The 18,128-nt window shown below is 68.6% G+C and carries 16 protein-coding genes and 1 pseudogene; 6 read left to right on the forward strand and 11 right to left on the reverse strand.

Features of this window, described 5'->3' with window-relative positions; all coding sequences use genetic code 11:
• Positions 1-17: 17 nt before the first annotated feature.
• Positions 18-1,286, forward strand: a complete 1,269-nt coding sequence (locus tag ACPXB3_RS09715) for an acyltransferase family protein (RefSeq protein WP_425727483.1) — start codon at positions 18-20, stop codon at positions 1,284-1,286.
• On the opposite strand, the gene ACPXB3_RS09720 is transcribed toward ACPXB3_RS09715, so the two are convergent.
• The 4 genes and pseudogenes from ACPXB3_RS09720 to ACPXB3_RS09735 form a co-directional block, all read right to left on the reverse strand.
• The gene (locus ACPXB3_RS09720) at positions 1,172-4,747 is read right to left on the reverse strand and encodes an alpha-(1->3)-arabinofuranosyltransferase domain-containing protein (RefSeq protein ID WP_425727484.1); all 3,576 of its coding nucleotides are present in this window, start codon (positions 4,745-4,747) and stop codon (positions 1,172-1,174) included. The two genes, ACPXB3_RS09715 and ACPXB3_RS09720, sit on opposite strands and share 115 nt — an antisense overlap.
• Before the next feature lie 202 nt (positions 4,748-4,949).
• Positions 4,950-5,564: pseudogene (locus tag ACPXB3_RS09725) on the reverse strand (alpha-(1->3)-arabinofuranosyltransferase domain-containing protein); the annotation flags it as partial.
• On the reverse strand, positions 5,561-5,761 hold the full coding sequence (locus ACPXB3_RS09730; protein ID WP_425704228.1) for a DUF2613 domain-containing protein: 201 nt from the start codon (positions 5,759-5,761) through the stop codon (positions 5,561-5,563). The gene ACPXB3_RS09730 and the pseudogene ACPXB3_RS09725, both read right to left, overlap by 4 nt.
• 49 nt (positions 5,762-5,810) lie before the next feature.
• Positions 5,811-6,389 carry a universal stress protein gene (locus tag ACPXB3_RS09735; protein ID WP_425704229.1) on the reverse strand — a complete coding sequence of 193 codons (579 nt, stop codon included), beginning with the start codon at positions 6,387-6,389 and terminating at the stop codon, positions 5,811-5,813.
• 29 nt (positions 6,390-6,418) lie between these two features.
• Here ACPXB3_RS09735 and ACPXB3_RS09740 point away from each other — a divergent pair, with 29 nt between their 5' ends.
• Both ACPXB3_RS09740 and ACPXB3_RS09745 read left to right on the forward strand, forming a co-directional pair.
• Complete coding sequence (locus ACPXB3_RS09740; RefSeq protein ID WP_425727485.1) at positions 6,419-7,639, forward strand: glycoside hydrolase family 3 N-terminal domain-containing protein; 1,221 nt, start codon at positions 6,419-6,421, stop codon at positions 7,637-7,639.
• A gap of 130 nt (positions 7,640-7,769) precedes the next feature.
• Positions 7,770-8,378 carry a TetR/AcrR family transcriptional regulator gene (locus ACPXB3_RS09745; protein WP_425704231.1) on the forward strand — a complete coding sequence of 203 codons (609 nt, stop codon included), beginning with the start codon at positions 7,770-7,772 and terminating at the stop codon, positions 8,376-8,378.
• A 74-nt stretch (positions 8,379-8,452) separates the two neighbouring features.
• Here the strand turns inward: ACPXB3_RS09745 and ACPXB3_RS09750 are convergent, their stop codons facing one another.
• Both ACPXB3_RS09750 and ACPXB3_RS09755 read right to left on the reverse strand, forming a co-directional pair.
• Positions 8,453-9,367 carry a MaoC/PaaZ C-terminal domain-containing protein gene (locus ACPXB3_RS09750; RefSeq protein ID WP_425727486.1) on the reverse strand — a complete coding sequence of 305 codons (915 nt, stop codon included), beginning with the start codon at positions 9,365-9,367 and terminating at the stop codon, positions 8,453-8,455.
• Positions 9,367-10,734: a 3-oxoacyl-ACP reductase gene (locus ACPXB3_RS09755; protein WP_425704233.1), complete on the reverse strand. Its 1,368-nt coding sequence runs from the start codon at positions 10,732-10,734 to the stop codon at positions 9,367-9,369. Before ACPXB3_RS09755 ends, ACPXB3_RS09750 begins: the two co-directional genes overlap by 1 nt.
• A 131-nt stretch (positions 10,735-10,865) precedes the next feature.
• Here ACPXB3_RS09755 and ACPXB3_RS09760 point away from each other — a divergent pair, with 131 nt between their 5' ends.
• Positions 10,866-12,161, forward strand: a complete 1,296-nt coding sequence (locus ACPXB3_RS09760) for an acetyl-CoA C-acetyltransferase (protein WP_425704234.1) — start codon at positions 10,866-10,868, stop codon at positions 12,159-12,161.
• A gap of 227 nt (positions 12,162-12,388) precedes the next feature.
• Here ACPXB3_RS09760 and ACPXB3_RS09765 read toward each other — a convergent pair whose 3' ends face one another.
• Together ACPXB3_RS09765 and ACPXB3_RS09770 are read right to left on the reverse strand one after the other, a co-directional pair.
• Positions 12,389-12,778: a DUF4267 domain-containing protein gene (locus ACPXB3_RS09765; RefSeq protein WP_425704235.1), complete on the reverse strand. Its 390-nt coding sequence runs from the start codon at positions 12,776-12,778 to the stop codon at positions 12,389-12,391.
• 10 nt (positions 12,779-12,788) lie between these two features.
• Positions 12,789-13,256, reverse strand: a complete 468-nt coding sequence (locus ACPXB3_RS09770) for a DUF1772 domain-containing protein (protein ID WP_425727487.1) — start codon at positions 13,254-13,256, stop codon at positions 12,789-12,791.
• Between the two features lie 82 nt (positions 13,257-13,338).
• Here ACPXB3_RS09770 and ACPXB3_RS09775 point away from each other — a divergent pair, with 82 nt between their 5' ends.
• Positions 13,339-13,899, forward strand: a complete 561-nt coding sequence (locus ACPXB3_RS09775; protein WP_425704237.1) for a TetR/AcrR family transcriptional regulator — start codon at positions 13,339-13,341, stop codon at positions 13,897-13,899.
• Positions 13,900-13,966: 67 nt separating this feature from the next.
• Positions 13,967-14,743, forward strand: coding sequence for an SDR family NAD(P)-dependent oxidoreductase (locus ACPXB3_RS09780; RefSeq protein ID WP_425704238.1), 777 nt, complete (start codon positions 13,967-13,969; stop codon positions 14,741-14,743).
• Between the two features lie 17 nt (positions 14,744-14,760).
• Here ACPXB3_RS09780 and ACPXB3_RS09785 read toward each other — a convergent pair whose 3' ends face one another.
• From ACPXB3_RS09785 to ACPXB3_RS09795, 3 genes are all read right to left on the reverse strand, one after another.
• Positions 14,761-15,255, reverse strand: a complete 495-nt coding sequence (locus tag ACPXB3_RS09785) for an SRPBCC family protein (RefSeq protein WP_425727488.1) — start codon at positions 15,253-15,255, stop codon at positions 14,761-14,763.
• 164 nt (positions 15,256-15,419) lie between these two features.
• Positions 15,420-17,255 carry an acyl-CoA dehydrogenase gene (locus tag ACPXB3_RS09790; protein ID WP_425704240.1) on the reverse strand — a complete coding sequence of 612 codons (1,836 nt, stop codon included), beginning with the start codon at positions 17,253-17,255 and terminating at the stop codon, positions 15,420-15,422.
• 198 nt (positions 17,256-17,453) lie between these two features.
• A partial coding sequence (locus ACPXB3_RS09795; protein WP_425727489.1) for an HNH endonuclease signature motif containing protein occupies positions 17,454-18,128 on the reverse strand: 675 nt, incomplete at its 5' end.

Genomic DNA, 18,128 nt, shown 5'->3' on the forward strand with positions numbered 1-18,128 from the left:
TTACCCTGTGACCCAGCATGTCCACCCAGCCCGTCACCGATGCCGTCCCCGAGTACCGGCGGTTCTTCCCGCAACTCGAGGGGATGCGTGCGGTCGCGGCGCTGGGCGTGCTGACCACCCACGTCGCCTTCCAGACCGGCGCGGTACGCACCCCGATCCTCGGCCCGATCCTGGGCCGGCTGGATCTGGCCGTCGCCCTGTTCTTCGCGTTGTCGGGATTCCTGCTGTGGCGCAACTGGGTCGCCGCGGCGCATCGCGCGGCCCGGCCCCCGTCGGTGCGGCGCTATCTGCGCCACCGATTCGTGCGTATCTGGCCCGCCTACGTGGTCGTCGTCGTGGTCGTGCTGACGTTGCTGCCGGAGGCGCGCGGCGCCGATCTCACCGTGTGGCTGGCCAACCTCACCCTCACCCAGGTCTTCGTGCCGCTGTCGCTGACTGCGGGCCTGACCCAGATGTGGAGTCTGTCGGTCGAGGTGGCCTTCTACCTGCTTCTGCCGATCCTGGGATTCGCGCTGTGGCGGTTGCGGGGGGTGCGCGCCGACGCCCGCACCCCGGTGCTGCTCGGTCTCGGAGTCCTGAGTCTGGGCTGGGCGTGGGTGGCGCAACTGCTGCCGGTGCCCGACGGGGTGCAGCCCACCAACTGGGTGTTCGGGCATCTGCCATGGTTTGTCGCGGGGCTCGTCGTCGCGGAGGTGTCCGGGGCCGCGGAACTCGGCGGCTCGACGCGGTTCACCCGTGCCATCGAACGCGTGGGTGCCCGCCGCGGATGGATGCTGGTACTCCTCGTCGTCGCCTACGGGCTGGCATGCACGCCGATCGCCGGGCCCACCGGTCTCGGCGATCTCGCGCCGTGGCAATTCGCCACCAAGATGGCCCTCGGCGCGCTGTGCGGCTTCGCGATACTCGCGCCACTCGTGTGCGAGAAGCCTTTCGGACGCCGATCACGAAGTGCGCGAGCACAGTTCCGGTTCCTCACCTCGCCGGTGATGATGGCGCTCGGCAGGTGGTCCTACGGCATCTTCATCTGGCATGTCGCGGTGCTCGCCGTGGTGTTCGGGCTCTTCGGGATCGTGCCGTTCAGTGGCGATTCGGTGCTGGTCTGGGCCATCACCGCCGTCGTCACGATCGGCATCTCCGCGGCCGCCTACGCCTTCATCGAAGAACCGGCGCGTCAGTGGTTGCGGCGCCGCGAGAGCGCACGGATCCATCGGCGCAATGTCGACGGCAGCGACGACGGCATCGCCGAGGCGATCACCAGTGACACCGCGACCAGCGCGGGCAGCTGAACCCACCACGAGAACCCGTGGTACCCGGTCGGCGAATGCCAGGGGCCGGCCGCCAATCCGGCGGTGGCGAGCATCATCGCGACGAAGGCCGCCACCACGATCATCGGCGGCCGCAGGGCGATGACGGCAAGACCCGCGGCCGCACCCACCGCCACGCCCCACCAGCCGGCCAGCAGCCAGGCGCTCGCCAATCCGCCGAGGGCGCCCGCCACCGCGCCGAGGGTGCCCGTTCTGTCGCCGAGGGCGGCGGCAGTGCCCGTCTGATCGCCGGCAGTGCTCGGACGGAACCGCCGTCCGGCGAATGCCAACCCGAAAAGCGCTGCGAGCAAGACGAATCCGACGACCAGCGACCAGCGGTAGACGCTGTCGTAGCGGAATCTCAACGTGACCGCCCCCGACTCGCCGGCCGGGATCAGCCAGCCCTGTTGCCAGCCGTCGACGACGACCGGCTCGAGGGTGTGACCGCCGAGTTCGGCGACCCACCCCGGGTTGGTGCTCTCCGGCACCGACAGCACGCGCCGGCCCGGTGCGGCGTCGACGCGCACGCTGCGCGCCGTCGCCTGCCACTGCTCGACGACGGGGTGCGTCACCGGCTCGGGTGCGGCCACCATGGCCGCGTCGGCGGGGGCGGTATTGCCCAGCCAGGCGCTCTCGACGGTGAACGCCGACCCGGGGTTGATCGACAGTTCCTGTTCGCCTGCCGGCAACCGGGCCGCGGCCGGCGAGCACGGCCGCGCCACCACCGGGTCGCCGTCGCGCAGGGCGGCGGCCGTGGTGTGCACCGACAACCCGATCACCTGACCCGACACGGTGATCCCGATGCCGGCGTCGCATCCGATGTCGACGGGCCGGTCGGCGGGCGGCCCGGCGGTCGGGGCGGGCAAGACCTGGATCTCGGCGATACCGACCGGTGCGCGACTGGCGAATCCGAGACTGTTGACGTCGAGCAACTCGCCGCGGTCGAGCACGGTGATGGTGAGGTGGTCGGTGACTGCCGAACGCAGCGCGACCGTGCCGTCGGCGCCCACCCGCACGCGCTGCGGACCGGTACCGAGATCGACCGCGACCTCGGTGGGCGCGGCCGGATGGTCGGTCGGTACGACGATCCGCAGACCCCGGACCTCTTGCGGTGCGGGCAGCGACAAGGTGAGGGTGGGCTTGTCGCCCTTCTTCGTGGGTTCGGCTGCGGTCCAGACGGTTCCGGGGTCGCCGTCGACGGCGGCCTGAGCGGATCCGCGCGGGTCGTTGACCTCCGACGCCCCGGTCGCACGCACCGTCGCCGGGGCGCTGCGCAGCGCGTCGAGCGCATCCCCGGGTTTGGGGCGCAACACCACCGCCGGTGTGACGTCGGTCGGCGCGGGTACCGACAGCGCGCGCGTCAGCACCCCCGGGGTCTCGGCCGACAGGCCGAGTCCCGACGCGCACCGCACCCGCACCGACGCCGAGCCGTCATCGGTGCCGACGGGCTGGTCGACGCACGTCGATCGGCCCGAGAGTTCTTGGGTGAGAAGCCAACCCGCCACCCGGGTACCGGTCTCGCGCGGCGGGAGCACCACCCGGTGCCGGATCGTCAACGGCAGCCCGGACGCCAGATCGATCGCTCCCACCTCGCCGAGGGCGAATTGATTTCCGGCCGTGTCATCGTCGGTTGCCGACGCCCGGATCTGCACCCAGCGGGTCGGGCCGCTGGGCAGGGTGACCGTCACCGGCTTGCCCGGTTTCAGGCCGGAGGCCACTGTCGACCCGGCCTCGGTGGTCACCACGATCGACGACACCTCCGGTCCGAGGGCCTTGGCGGTCGTGAGCCGCAGCGCGAGATCGCTACGCGGACGGTCGAAGTCGAGGCGCATCCACTGACCGACCGCCGAGGAGAGGCCGCTGCTGACCCAGGCCGTCGACGGGTCGCCGTCGAAGGCGGCGGCCGCAGAGCTCGCCGGTGAGGTCTGTCCGGGCTGGGTGGCATCGGCCGCCGACCCCGACGTCGACACTCGTAGCGCACCAGGTTGATTGTCGAGCAGCCACTGGCCCTGCGTGAGCGGTTGCCCGTCGACGGGGTAATCGGGTGCCGCATTCTGGGTGCGGCGGGGGTCGCCGTCGCCGCGGATCGCCGAACTGTGGTCGTCGACCCGGCCGAAGTCGGTCTCCCGGTCGGTCGGGGTGTCGGTGATGATCGCCGGGGCGTCGGGCAGCCCGGCGCGCCGCGCGTCCGCCTCGAGCAGGGCCGGTCCGGCCGCCGGTTCACCGAGCCGGGCACGCAGATCCTGAAGTGCGGCCAGCGATTCGGGGCCGCCCGCGATCCGCGGCATCCGGTCGAGATCGGTGAGCGACGGGCCGACGCCGGCCGCCCCGCCGACCCGGTAGATCTGCACGGCCTGCATGGGTGGCCGTAAGCCGTTGTCCCGCACCACCGATCTCGCGGTCGGCTGGCTGACAAGGGGGCCGAACGACGCGGCCTTCACGAGCCCCGGCGATCCGTCGAGGGCCTGCTGGGCGAGCAGGGGCCGCGCCGACCTCGACGTGTCCGGGTCGAGGTCGGCGCGCAACACCACGAAGCCGATTCCCTGATTTGCCAGTGTCGCCGCCAATCCCGGCGACGATCGGCCGTCGGCGAGGCTTCGTTGTACGGAGTCGAGGGCGCGGATGGCGCCGGGCGGTGTGAGTGGGATCGCGTCGCGAACAGCCCACGGGGACTTCGCAAGTGCCTGCATCGGCTCGTCACGCGTCAACCCCCATAACTGGTCGGCGAACGGCGCGCCCGGAACCACCAGTGCCCGTTGCTCGGTGCCGGACGCGGCGACGCCGTCGTGGCTGTGGTCGTCGAGCCACGACGCGGTCTGCTTCCAGTAGTCGGGGATCGCACGATAGGCCCCGTCGGGGGCGAGTTGGCCGGTCCACATCAGCGAGCCCGCACCGGCGAGTGCGACGACGACGACGATGGCCGCCGCCACCGGCCGCGACCGCTGCGGATGGGCGAACGCTGCCAACCAGGGCCGCATCCCCGCCGCGCCGGGCATGGGCACGCGCGCCAGGAGATGGGCGACACCGAGCACCAACGGTAACCGGATGAACGGCTCGAACTTGTGCACGTTGCGCAGGAACGCACCCGGCCCGTCGAGGAATACGCGCACAGGTTCGGCGATCGGCGAGCCGAGCCCGCCGGCGAAACCGGTGCACATCAGCAGCAGGCCGATGAGTAGCACGATGATCGCGCGCCGCCGATAGGGCATGTGCCGCATACACAATCCCGCCAGCCCGGCGGCGGCGAGGGTGCCGGTCGCCAGCACCGCGGCCGGCTGGGTCACCAGAACCGCACCGGCGATCCGTTCCGGCGAGACGAACGGCGTCCAGGAACTGGTGCCGCGTAGCACCTCGGTCAGCGACATCCACTCGGTGGTCACGCGCGAGGACTCGATGAAGTCGAGGAACGGCGGCGACACCCGGGACAGGATGAGCAGTGGCACGATCCACCAGGCGCAGGCGAGCACCAATCCGCCTGCCCACGCCAGCCCGAACCGCGCGGCCCCCCCGACCGCGGGGCGGGCGGCCCCCCCGCACCCACCCCCCCCCCCCCCCCCGCCCCCCCCCGCGCCGCGGGGGGCGCCCCCCGGCCAGCAGGAACCAGACGACCGCCACGCCCAGCGCACCGAGGGTGGCAACCGCATTGACCGCACCCATCAGCGCGACCGCCACCGCCGATGCGAGTGCGTACCGCCAGGTGGGCGTCGAACCGTGGTCGAGGGCCCGGATCACCGGCAGTAGTACCCAGGGCGCCAGCATCATCGGCAGGGTTTCCGACGAGATCGACCCGAGCGTGGTCAGCACCCGCGGCGACAGCACGAAGACCGCGCCGGCCAGCAGCCGCGAGCCGGGGGACCCGATGCCCAGCGCCTCGGCGACGCGGACGAGGCCGACGAATCCGACGACGAGCAGCAGCGCCCACCACAGCCGCTGGGTCACCCACGGTGGGAAGTTCAGCAGTTCACCGACGGCGAAGAACGTCCCGTGCGGAAAGAAGTAGCCGTAGGCCTGGTTCTGTACCTGTCCCAGCGGCGCCTGCGGCGTCCACAGGTGCGCGGCGCGCGCCAGGAATCCCAGCGGGTTGGCGGTGAGGTCGAGTTTGGTGTCGGCGGCCGTGCGGCCGGGGGACTGCGCGAAGGCGATGACCAGGGCGATCAGCGTGGCAACGACAACGCCGCGACGGCCCAGGGCCGGTACCCCTGTCGAGATACTCCCCGTCGACACACCGCCCGTCGACACGGCGGGGTCATGCGAGGTCACTGGCCGTCGCCGGCGCCACCTCGTGATCCGTAGTCCACCGATCCCTGTACGAAGCCGCTGTTCGGATTGATGTTGTTCAGATCGGTCGACGGGCTCGTCTGTGCCGACAGGAATCCCCCGAGGAACACCGCGCCGAGGCCGACGACGATGCCGGCGATTCCGGCGACGGCTCCGGCGATCACGCGGTTTCTACGCATGACGACGAAACTACCATCGCCGCCGGTCGATCCCGATCCGCCGAGGGCGTTACGGGTTCACCGGGTGTTGCTTGTCGCAGGAGGCCGGAACGATGAAGACCGGCCGGTGCGAGTGTTTGAGGACGTGTCCGGCCACGCTCGACCGCAGCAGAGCCTTCAACCCGGAGTCTCCCCGCGTACCTGTGACCAGCAGGTCCACGTCGAGGGCGTCGGCCGCGGCGACGAGCGCACCCCACACCGTCGATTCGACCTCCACCAGCGTTCCGGTGGCGTCGAGCCCGGCCGTACGCGCCAACTCGACGCCGCGGGTGTTGATCTCGGCCGCCTCGGCGCGCAACGCGTCGTCGACGTCGATCTCGAGGGGTGAGGTGTCGACGAAGGGCTGGATGCCCGCGGACACACTCGACATCCGCGCCGGATTCAAGGTGCCGGGCTGCCACGCGGTGACGACATGTGCCGTCGATGCCTTCAGGAACCGTGCGGCGTAGCGGATGGCGCGTTCGGAATTGGGCCCGCCGTCGAAGGCGATCATCAACGACTGCGCCACGTCCGCACTACCGCGTGGACCAGCGGCGATCGCCGCATCGGACGTTGCCGACCCACTGTGCTCCCGATGGCGAGAGTCCATTGCCCAAGCCTACATGCAACACTCGTGCCATGGGCTCAACTCGACGGCGCCGGTTCCGCCACGTCCGTGACCTGATGTGCCTGGCCGCGGCGGTATGTGTGGCCGGCGTCGGCGTCGTGGCCTGCGACACCGACTCCTCGTCGGCGGCCCCGACGTCGTCGAGTACGGCCTCGCCGTCGCCGTCGGCCTCGTCGTCCTCCGCGTCGCCCTCGGCAAGTGGGGCCGTCCAGCCGACCGGGTGCGGCGCGGAGACGGTCGCCAAGATGTCGCTGCGGCAGAAGCTGGGTCAGTCGATCGTGGTCGGGGTGACCGGTACCGATGACGCGTATTCGCTGGTGTCGCGGGAACCGGTCGGCGGCATCTTCATCGGCAGCTGGACCGACAAGTCGATCCTGAACGGCGCCAACCTGGCGCGGGTCACCGGCAAGTCCACGATCCCGCTGATGATCAGCGTCGACCAGGAGGGCGGCCGGGTCTCGCGGCTGGCCTCGCTGGGGATCGACAATCCGTCGGCACGCGAGATGGCCCGCACCGACACGCCCGAGCAGGTGCGCGCACTCGCGGCAAACCTCGGCAGGCAGATGCGGGCCAAGGGCATCACGGTCGACTATGCGCCGGTGGCCGACGTCAGCGATGAGAGCGACGACGAGGTGATCGGCGACCGCTCGTTCTCCAACGATCCGGAGACGGTCACGCGCTACGCACAGGCCTTTGCGCAGGGCCTCGAATCGGCGGGCGTCATGCCGGTCTTCAAACACTTTCCCGGCCACGGGCACGGCTCGGGCGATTCACATCTGGGCGTGGTGCGGACGCCTCCGCTGGCGCAGCTCGAGCAGAGCGATCTGGTGCCCTACCGGACACTGTTGAAGAACCCGGGTAACGCGGCGGTGATGGTCGGGCACCTCATCGTGCCCGGACTGACCGTCGGCGATACACCGGCGAGCTTGAGCGCCAACGCCATTCGGATGTTGCGGACCGGGCAGCCCTACGGCGGTCCGGCCTTCGACGGCGTCGTCTTCTCCGACGATCTGTCCGGCATGGGCGCCATCACGCAGCGCTACCCGCTCCCGCAGGCGGTGCAACGATTCCTCGTCGCCGGTGGTGACATCGCGCTGTGGATCACCACCGACAAGGTGACGGCGGTGCTCGACAGCCTCGAGGCCGCGGTGCATGCCGGCCGGCTCAGCGAGGCGGGGGTGAACGCGTCGGTCGTGCGGATCCTGCGCGCCAAGGGGCAGTTGAGGTGCTGACGGCCCCGGTGCCGGCGGCCGCCGAATAGACCACGGCGCGGCGCGGCCGAGTGCGTTGACCTTACCGAACGGTAAGATGATCTGATTGCCCACCGGTGGTGGGTATGCGGCGAATGTGAGGAGAACCATCATGGCCGGCGGTACCAAGCGGCTGCCACGGGCAGTGCGCGAGCAGCAGATGCTCGACGCCGCGGTCTCGGTGTTCGCCGAGAACGGTTTCCGTGACACGTCGATGGATTCCATCGCCGCGCAGGCGCAGATCAGCAAACCGATGCTGTACCTGTACTACGGGTCCAAGGAAGAGTTGTTCAGCGCCTGCATCGCCCGCGAATCCGGCCGTTTCATGGATTCGATGGCGGTGGGTTTCGATCCGACCCTGCGTCAGAGCGAGCAGGCGCGCACGGTGGTCCGGGAATTCCTCCGGTACGTCGACGAACACCGCGAATCGTGGCAGGTGCTGTATCGGGTGGCCGTCGGTGCGGCCGCCTTCGCCGACACCGTCAGCACCAGCCGTCGCCAGGTGGTCGAGATGGTGTCGGAACTGATCCGCCGCGGCACCACCGTCGAAGGTGCCCGGGACATCGACTTCGAGCTCACCGCGATCGCGCTCGTCGGTGCCGGTGAGGCCGTCGCCGACCGCATGAGCGAGGGCGACGTCGACCTCGAGACCGCCACCGACCTGCTCGTCGGCATCACCTGGCGCGGTCTGAAGGGTGTGGGCATCCACACGCCGATGTAGCGGTCGGCCACCAACGCAGAGGACCCTCACCCGGCCGGTGCCGGATGAGGGTCCTCGCGAGTGTCGGTGGTACCTCAGTCGTTGCGCGTGGTCGCCGTCAGGTGCGGATAACCCTTGCGCCGGTTGCGGATCGAGATGTCGAAGTTGCCCGACACCTTGGCCCCGGCTCCGGTGCCGGCCCCGTCGATCCGGTGCACGTACAGATTGACCTTGGCGGGCAACAGGATCGGCTTGCCCCAGCGCACCGAGTAGGTGACGTCGTCGGGCAGCTGCGCCTCGATGTTGGCCACCGCGGCTGCCGCACTCCACATTCCGTGCGCGATCGCCTTGGGGAATCCGAATGCCTTCGCGGTCAGGTCGCCCATATGGATCGGGTTGCGATCACCGGAGGCGGCCGCGTACTCGCGGATCCGCCCCAGATTCACTGCCAGGATCGCATCCGGCGGTGGCGGGGCCTGCTCGCGCGGCTGCGGTCCGCGGGGCTCGTCGGAGAGACTGGTGCGCTGCTGTTTGAGGAAGGTCGCCACCTGCCGGGTGACCAGCTCGGTGCCGACGCTGATCTCCGACACCATGTCGACGAGCATGCCCTTGCGGTGCTCGCGCAGGTTCTCGGCATGGCTCTCGATCGTCAGCGGCTCGTCGAGGCCGATCGGGCGCAGCCGGTGGATCGAATTCTCGACGTGTACCGAACCGACTGCGCCGAAAGGGAAGTCGCCGTCGGTCATGATCTTCATGGCCAGCGGGAACTGCAGCACGAACGGGTAGGTGATGGGCAGCGTGGTGCCGAATTGCTGCCCGGTGGCGCGGGTGTAGGCCAGGAGCCGGTCGGGATCGACGCGGACGTTCTCCAGCCGGTAGTGCCGATCGGGGATCTTTGCGTCGGCCCGCACCTTGGCCGGTTTGCCGATCACGGGGAGCATTGCGGTGACGGCCTTGGAGTAGACGTCGGCGGTGCTCGGTGGCGCGGCGAGGGTGATGGTCTTGCTCATCACGCCCCCAGGAAGCCCTGGCCGCACACGCGGACCACGTTGCCGGTGATGGCGTTGGACGCCGGATTTGCAAAGTAGGCAACGGTTTCGGCGACGTCGACGGTCTGCCCGCCCTGCTGCAGCGAGCTCATCAGGCGGCCGGCCTCGCGGGTGGCCAGCGGGATCGCGGCGGTCATCTTGGTCTCGATGAAGCCCGGGGCGACCGCGTTGATGGTGATGCCCTTCTCGGCGAGGATGGGGGCGTAGGCGTCGACGAGGCCGATGACCCCGGCCTTGGAGGTGCCGTAGTTGGTCTGGCCGCGGTTGCCTGCGATACCGGCGATCGACGACACGTCGACGACGGCGCCGCCCTCCTTGATGGCGTTGCGCTCGACGAGGGCGTTGACCAACTGCTGTGGGGCGATCAGGTTGACCGAGATCACCGAGTTCCAGCGGGCATCGTCCATGTTGGCGAGCAGCTTGTCGCGGGTGATACCGGCGTTGTTGACGATGATGTCGATGCCGCCGTGCCGCTCGAGGGCGTGCTCGGCGAGCTTCGCGCCGGCGTCGGGCGCGCTGACGTCGAGGGGGAACGACGTGCCGCCGACCTTGTTGGCGGTCTGGGCGAGCGCCTCGCCGGAGGCCGGGATGTCGGCGCAGATCACGTGGGCGCCGTCGCGGGCGAGGACCTCGGCGATGGTCGCGCCGATACCGCGCGCCGCGCCGGTGACCACGGCCACCTTGCCGTCGAGCGGCTTGTCCCAGCTGGTCGGTGCGGCCGCGTCGTCGGCGCCGACCCGGATCACCTGGGCGTCGACGAACGCCGACTTGGCCGACAGCACGAAGCGCAGCGTCGACTCGAGGCCGGTGAGGCCGGTCTTGGCGTCGGGGGAGACGTAGACGAGCTGGACCGTCGAGCCCTTGAGGAGTTCCTTGCCCAGTGAGCGGGTGAAGCCCTCGAGGGCGCGCTGGGCCACTCGCTCATCGGGGTCGGTGATGAGTTCCGGCGTGGTGCCGATGACCAGGAAGCGCGCGCACGGTGCGGTCGAGCGCAGGACCGGGCCGAAGAATTCGAAGAGCTGCTCGAGCTCGGCCGGCTTGGTGATGCCGGTGGCATCGAAGACGAGACCGCCGTACTTGTCGGCACCACGGCCGGTGGTGGCGTTCTCGATCAAGGTGTAGTCCGGGTCGGTGAGCAGCTCGCGCAGCGGCTCGATCAGCCGGCCCTGCCCGCCGAGCAGCACCGGACCGGACAGCGGTGGCTGGGACGCCTTGTACCGGCGCAGCGGCGGCGGCACCGGCAAACCGGCCTGTTTGGCGATGAACGCGCCGGGCCCGGAGTGCACGAAACTCGAGTACAGGCCGGCGGTGGTGGAGTTGGCAGCCACGTGAATCTCCTCTGATTGTTCTCACGCTCGGTGTGATCGAGGACGCTCGCATATGGAGCGCCGTTCGACATGTAACTTACTCTGGAGTAAGAATACGCTATAGGTACCACTCGAACCCTGGGAGATCTCTCGTGGCCAACACACCCAAGACCCGCACCGAGCGCCCGGTCGCGATCCTCGGCGGCAACCGTATTCCGTTTGCCCGCCAGGACAAGGCATACGCCAAGGTCAGCAACCAAGACATGTTCACCGCAGCCCTCGACGGGCTCGTCAGTCGCTACAGCCTCCAGGGTGAACGACTGGGCATGGTGGCCGGCGGCGCCGTCCTGAAGCACGCGCGTGATTTCAATCTCATCCGCGAATGCGTGCTGGGGTCGGCGCTCTCGCCCTACACGCCTGCCTTCGACATCCAGCAGGCCTGCGGTACCGGCCTGCAGGCCATCACCGCGGTCGCCGACGGCGTCGCGCGTGGCCGCTATGACGTGGCGGTCGGCGGTGGCGTCGACACCACCTCCGATGCACCGATCGGTGTGTCGGAAGGCTTCCGCCGCGGCCTGCTCGAGGTGAACCGGGCCCGTAGCCCGCGCGATCAGGTGCTCGGCCTGCTCAAGGCGCTGCCCAAACTCGGCATCGAGATCCCCCGCAACGGCGAGCCGCGCACCGGCATGTCGATGGGCGAGCACGCGGCCGAGACCGCCAAGGAGTTCGGCATCAAGCGTGCCGATCAGGATGCGCTCGCCGCGGCGAGCCACCAGAACATGGCGGCCGCCTACGACTCCGGATTCTTCGACGATCTGGTCACCCCGTTCCTCGGGCTGACCCGCGACCAGAACCTGCGTGGAGACTCGACCGCGGAGAAGCTCGCCAAGCTCAAGCCGGTCTTCGGCGTCTCTCTCGGGGACGCCACCATGACGGCGGGCAACTCCACCCCGCTGACCGACGGTGCCTCGACGGTGCTGCTCGCCAGCGACGAGTGGGCGCAGGAGAAGGGCATTCCCGTCCTGGCCTACTTCGTCGACTCCGAGACCGCCGCAGTCGATTACGTCAACGGCCCCGACGGCCTGCTGATGGCCCCGACCTATGCGGTGCCGCGGTTGCTCGAACGCAACGGACTCACTCTGCAGGACTTCGACTTCTACGAGATCCACGAGGCGTTCGCGTCGGTGGTCCTCGCGACGCTGCAGGCCTGGGAGTCCGAGGAGTACTGCAAGGAGCGTCTGGGTCTCGACAAGGCGCTCGGGTCCATCGACCGCAGCAAGCTGAACGTGCACGGCTCGTCGCTTGCCGCCGGTCACCCGTTCGCCGCCACCGGCGGACGCATCGTGGCCCAGGCCGCCAAGACGATCAAGGAGAACGGTGGCGGCCGCGCCCTGATCTCGATCTGTGCCGCCGGTGGCCAGGGCGTCACCGCCATCATCGAGGGCTGAGAAATGCCGGCCGATAAAAAGTGCCCCGTGCTGTAACGCGGACGGGGGTCTCGTAGATATACGGGATAGCTCCGGTCGGTCTGTCAGACCCCCGACCCGACAGCACGACCGGAGCGCCTCTCACACCGAGGGCCTGACCAGCGAATTCTCGCCGGTCAGGCCCTCGTTCTTTATCAAGAGTGCACCTGCGGTCATCGCGCCACCCGACCGGCGCCGTGCGCGCCCGATCACCAGGCTGCGTGCCCGATCCCCATGAGCACAGCGGCGAGCAGCAGAAGAAGCGCCGTCAGACCATGAATGCCCAGGGCGCGGGCCGTGTTACCACGTTGCCCGAGCACGATCAGCATGTCGCCGATGGGGACGATCGCGAGAACGCCGAGGAGCAGTGGCAGTCGGTCGGTGCCCGCGAAGGTGAACGCGATGACGAGCACGCCCGTTGTCAGATCACGGATTCCCTTGACCTGCCACCACGCCCGCGCCTCGGGTGGCACGGTGACCGTCAGTCCGAAGCCGGCGGCGTTGGCGGCGTTGCGCGCCAGGTAGGCGCCTCCGATCGCGATGATGCCCAGGGCAAGCGCCCAACCGATGACGAGTCCGGTCCACCAGAGAATGCTCATCGCCGTCTCCTCAGATCGCCAGCGCGCCGATGAGCGCGGCGAGCGCCACGGTCTGCAGTGTGATGCGGGTCGGCACCATGGCATCCCAACGATTCTGTAGTTGTCGCGCATCCGCGGGGATCACCCCGCTCAGCGCCGCCTCCTTCTGGCGGCTGTTGATCGGCTTGGCGCCACGCGCGTAGAGCACGAGCCACAGGGTCAGGGCGATCACCGCGACCGCGCCGAACACCGCGGCGGGTATGTGACCGGTGATCAGATTGCCGATCGTGGCGGCGATGGCGGTGACGAAGCCGGTGATGCCGACCACCGGCAGGCGTTTGTCGCCGTAGTGATGGCCGCGGCCGGCCATCACGGTCATCGTCGCGTCGTCGACGCCGGCGTACACCGGCCGCATGATCACGCCGGCGCAGATGTCGATGCCGTAGATGACGGCGTTGGCCATCACCGAGACCCCGACCAGCAGTTGTAGGAAAACCATGTCCGTGACGCCTCCCAGAGTTTGTGTTGGTGGAAGTAAATCTAACAGTGATAGATCAATCTATCAATGGTAGATTTGTGGCATGGGAGTTGCGGACCGACGCGCACGCGAACGCACCGAACGACAGCAACGGCTCGTCGCGGCGGCGCGGGAGCTGGCGGAGCGTGATGGCTGGGCGGCGGTGACGACACGTCGTCTGGCCGACGAGATCGAGTACACGCCGCCGGTTCTCTATCAACATTTCCCCGACGGCCGCGACGGTATCGTCACCGCAGTCGCGCTCCTCGGGTTCGCCGAGTTCGTCGATGCGGTCGCCGACACGGTGGCCGCATCACCCAGACCTGTTGCGGCCCTTATCGATTCCTACATCTCGTTTGCGCAGGACAACCCCGCCACCTACGAGGCGATGTTCGCCATGCCCATCTCCGCGCGTTTCGCGCGGGAGGAGACCCCCGAGGTCATGCGACGGGGATTCGCGATCATCGTCGACGCGCTCGGTCCGGACGACCCCGACGTCGATGTCCGTGCGGAGCTGCTCTGGAGCGCGCTGCATGGGCTGTGCGAGTTGCGCAGACGTGAGCGCCTCGACCCGGCACTCGAATCGGCGAGACGAGAACAATTGGCCGCGCTGTTCGGCGCGTGACCGTCTACCGACCGCTCGCTCGGGCCCGGGATGTAAGGGCTGTCACAGGCGTCGTAATGTGGCTGCCGTGGATATCAACGGAGCAAGTGCAATTGTGACGGGTGGTGCGTCGGGCATCGGCGCCGCGGTGGTTCGCCAGTTGGCGGCCAAGGGCGCGAAGGTCATCGTCGCCGACCTGAACGCGGAGAAGGGCGGTGAGCTCGCCAGGGAGGTCGACGGCAAGTTCGTCGCCGTGGACGTGACCAAGACCGAGGACCTCGAGAACGCCGTCAATCAGGCGACCGAACTCGGCACGCTGCGGGTCCTGGTGAACTCGGCCGGCATCGGCTGGGCGCAGCGCACCGTCGGCAGGGACGGCGAATTCTCGTCGGCGCATGATCTCGACGCGTACAAGAAGGTCATCGCGATCAACCTGATCGGCACCTTCGACGCCATCCGCCTGGCGGCCACCGCGATGAGCCGCAACGAGCCGCTCGAATCCAACGAGCGTGGCGCGATCGTCAACATGGCCAGCGTCGCAGCCTTCGACGGACAGATCGGTCAGGCGTCGTACTCGTCGTCCAAGGGTGGCGTCGTCGGCATGACCCTGCCGGTCGCCCGTGACCTCGCCGCGGTAGGCGTGCGCGTCAACACCGTCGCCCCCGGCCTCATCGACACCCCGATCTACGGCGAGGGTGAGGCCGCCGAGGTGTTCAAGGCCAAACTCGGCGAGTCGGTGCTGTTCCCGCGTCGTCTCGGCGTGCCCGACGAACTCGCGTCGATGGTCATCGAGTTGGTGACCAACTCGTATATGAACGCCGAGGTCGTGCGCGTCGACGGCGGCATTCGGATGCCCCCGAAGTAGCTCTTTCCCAACGTCTTTCACTCACCACGGCCGCGTCGGAGATCCTGACGCGGCCGCGGTGTCTGTGCGGCCGCCAGCCGGTCGGTGAGCCCGCGCCGCCCCGACCACATCATGTAGCGATGGTTGAGGTGCAGTGCCGGACGCAGCAGCGACAACAGTGGCGCCGGAACACCTTTGGCGAACTCGACGACCTGGCTGAAGTCCGCGGTGGCCGAGGCCGGGCCCGTTTCGGAGACCTCCCACTGACTCCAGCCGACGAGGTCGCCGGTGAGCCGGGCACGCAGCACGCCGGCCGCCGGATCTATCAGCTCCTCGGTCAGCCGCACCCGCAGCGACACCGGCAGAAACGATTGCATCCGGGCCGAGCCGGATCTCTCGTCGATCCGCCGCGCGTCATGCACCTGCGGCCACCAGGCCGGATAGTTGTCGGCGTCGGCGAGTGCGGCAAAGACGGCATCCCGCCGAAAAGGGAGCGACCAGGCGCTGTGCATCCGAAAGGTGCGACCACTCACGGTGCCCAGTATGCCGCTCGCGCCGTGTCTGTGCCGGTGAGCCCGGCCTGGTGGCGACCCGGCCTGGTGGCGACACACAGAACGACGGGGCCGGAATCCCCATGGAATTCCGGCCCCGTCGTTTGTGGTTCCCCTGCTCTTGAGTCAGCCGCTGAGGCGGTGGCTCAGAAGGCTGCTTCGTCGAGCTCCATGATCTCGCCGTCGATGTTCTCGACGGTGGTGCGGACCGAGGTGAGCAGCGGCAGCATGTTCTTGGCGAAGAAGCTTGCGACGGCGACCTTGCCCTCGTAGAACGCCTTGTCGTCGCCGGTGACGCCCTCGTCGAGCTTGGTGATCGCGATCTCGGCCTGACGCTGCAGCAGCCAGCCGATCAGCAGGTCGCCGACCGCCATCAAGAAGCGCACCGAGCCCAGACCGACCTTGTAGAGGTCCTTCGGGTTCTCCTGCGCGCTCATCAGGTCGCCGGTCAGCGACGCGGCCATGGCCTGCACGTCGTCGAGGGCGGTCTTGAGCAGCGCACGCTCGGTCTTGAGGCGGCCATTGCCCGCCTCGGAGTCGATGAAGGACTGGATCTGTCCGGCGACGTGCGCGAGGGCCTGGCCCTTGTCGCGAATGATCTTGCGGAAGAAGAAGTCCTGCGCCTGGATGGCCGTGGTGCCCTCGTAGAGCGAGTCGATCTTGGAGTCGCGGATGTACTGCTCGATCGGGTAGTCCTGCAAGAAGCCCGAACCGCCGAGCGTCTGCAGCGACTCATGACCGAGGTTGGCGTACGCGCGCTCGGAGCCGACGCCCTTGACGATCGGCAGCAGCAGGTCGTTGACGCGGTGGGCCGTCTCGGCGTCAGCACCCGAAACGATCTGTGCGGCAACGGCATCCTGGTGCGACGCGGTGTAGAGGTAGATGGCGCGCAGGCCTTCGGTGTAGGCCTTCTGCGTCATCAGCGAACGACGAACATCGGGGTGGTGGGTGATGGTGACACGCGGTGCGGACTTGTCGGTCATCTGCACCATGTCGGCGCCCTGCACGCGCTCCTTGGCGTACTCGAGCGCGTTGAGGTAACCGGTCGACAGTGTCGAGATGGCCTTGGTGCCCACCATCATTCGTGCGTGCTCGATCACCTGGAACATCTGCGCGATGCCCTTGTGAACCTCACCGACGAGCCAGCCCTTGGCCGGGACGCCGTGCTGACCGAAGGTCACCTCACAGGTGGTCGAGGCCTTGATGCCCATCTTGTGCTCGACATTGGTGACGAAGGCGCCGTTGCGCTCGCCGAGTTCACCGGTCTCGTGGTCGAAGTGGAACTTCGGGACGAAGAACAGCGACAGTCCCTTGGTGCCCGGGCCCGCACCCTCGGGACGGGCGAGCACCAGGTGGAAGATGTTCTCGGTCATGTCCTGGTCGGCGGAGGTGATGAAGCGCTTCACGCCGTCGATGTGCCAGGAGCCGTCCTCCTGCTGGACCGCCTTGGTGCGACCGGCACCCACGTCGGAGCCGGCGTCGGGCTCGGTGAGCACCATGGTGGCGCCCCAGCCGCGCTCGGCGCAGATTGTTGCCCACTTCTTCTGCTCATCGGTGCCGTTGTCGTAGAAGATCTTGGAGAATCCGGCGCCGGCGGCGTACATGAACACCGGCGGATTGGCGCCGAGCACCATCTCGCCGATCGCCCAGTACAGCGAGCGCGGGGCCGGCATGCCGCCGAGCTCCTCGTTGATGCCGACCTTGTCCCAGCCGCCCTCGACGAACGCGTTGTAGGACTTCTTGAAGCTCTCGGGAATGGTGGCGCTGTGGGTCTCCGGGTCGAAGACCGGCGGGTTGCGATCGGCGTCGGCGAACGACTCCGCGATCGGGCCCTCGGCGAGCGTCCTGACCTCGCGGAGCATGTCCACGGCGGTCTCGTGGTCCAGGTCGCCGAACTCCCCCGACTCGAGCACCTTGTCCAGTTCGAAGACCTCGAAGAGGTTGAACTGCAGGTCGCGCATATTGCTCTTGTAGTGGCCCATTTGGATTCCTATCTGACGCGGGCGTAATCCCCTGCGATATTCGCTACATGTGTCGGCCGGAAACCTCGCGTGCCGGTGCGGTCGGAGTCCTGGGGCAGGCGCAACCGAACGACCGCTAAGTTACTCGCCGGTAACCCAAGGATACAACTAGTGCCCACGGTCGACAAGCCGACGACTGGTACCGGCAGATTTCGGTGGTCAGTGTCCGCGGGTGGCGAGCAGGTGGGCCAGGTGGGCTTCGATCGGCGACTGGTCGGTAGCCACGACGGTGTCGGCGTCTTCGTACGTGCCGTCGTGGGTGATGATCTCGACGATGTCGTAGCCGCCGGTCGGGGTGCCGATGGTGGTGCGCAGGATCTTGTCACCGGGTGCCAAGCCCACCAGGCAGCTCCGGTCCGCGGCGATCGGATCGGTGAAAGTACCGGTGTCGGTGTCCGGCAACGGTTTACCCGTGTCGGGTGGGTCGGGTGGTTGCCGGTGGATTTCGGCACGCACCTTCGCGAGCCCGGCGGTGAAGTCGGGCCCGACATCAGGCAGTTTGTTGACGCGTTTCGGGTTGGGTGGGGCGCCGGGTGCGGCGTTACGGCGCCACCAACACCGGCCGGCGAGGGGTCCGTCGCGGTAGATGCCGGTGGTGTAGTGGCCGAGTTTGTCGCCGACCATCCGGTTGTGTTTCGGGCACGCCGGGGCGAGGTCGTCGATGTTGGTCAGACCGCCCTTCGCGTAATCGAGGGTGGCGTGGTGGATTTCCGAATGCGCGGCGGGTTGCGAGCACCCGGGGTGTGAGCACACCTGGCCGTCGGGTTTGGCGAACAACGCCATCCGTTGCCCGCGACTCGCCAACCGGGCCCGACCCAAATACAGGGGCACGGT

Source organism: Gordonia sp. DT219, from assembly GCF_049847065.1.
Classification (GTDB): domain Bacteria; phylum Actinomycetota; class Actinomycetes; order Mycobacteriales; family Mycobacteriaceae; genus Gordonia.